Raw genomic sequence first — 519 nt, forward strand, 5'->3', positions numbered from 1 at the left:
GGCTCGTCGGGGAAGTCCGGGTCACGCAACGTCGCCTCGACAACGCCCGCGCGGGCAGCGAGGTCGGCGACGATCGGCGCGTACGGCAACCACCACGTCCCACCCGGCGTCGGCAACGGCGTAAACGAGCCCGGCACCAGGCTGGTCGAGGCCACCTGCCCGGTGTCGAGGTTCGCCACGGTGAACACCCGTTGCGCCCGCCGCCGGTCCACGCCGACCCCGACCACGTGCGGCGAGCCGGCCGGCACCTTGTCGACGCCGTTCACGCCGCCACCCCCGCCCCGAACCGGTGCGACTGCTCGAACTGCTGCGACTGCCAGTCCCGCAACGCCTGCTTGAGCCGGGCGTTCTCCTCGCGGGTGGAGCCAAGTTCGGCGCGCAACGCGGTCAACTCGTCGGCGACCACATGCAGAAACGCCCGCACCTCGACCGGGTCGCAGCCACGCCGAACCCGGTCGCCGAACGAACGGTCGCGAACCAGGCCAGGGCTGATCGACGGCCGCACCGCCCGCCCGTACA

1 protein-coding gene and 1 pseudogene are annotated in these 519 nt (G+C 72.6%); both read right to left on the reverse strand.

The window, feature by feature from the left end; all coding sequences use genetic code 11:
• Positions 1–266, reverse strand: a 266-nt coding sequence (locus tag ACFHWU_RS29375) for a hypothetical protein (protein ID WP_416592336.1), incomplete at its 3' end; no start/stop codon positions are given.
• Positions 263–519: pseudogene (locus ACFHWU_RS29380) on the reverse strand (hypothetical protein); the annotation flags it as partial. The gene ACFHWU_RS29375 and the pseudogene ACFHWU_RS29380, both read right to left, overlap by 4 nt.

It is taken from the genome of Micromonospora sp. LOL_015 (assembly GCF_048060275.1).
In the GTDB taxonomy this organism is placed as follows: domain Bacteria; phylum Actinomycetota; class Actinomycetes; order Mycobacteriales; family Micromonosporaceae; genus Micromonospora_E.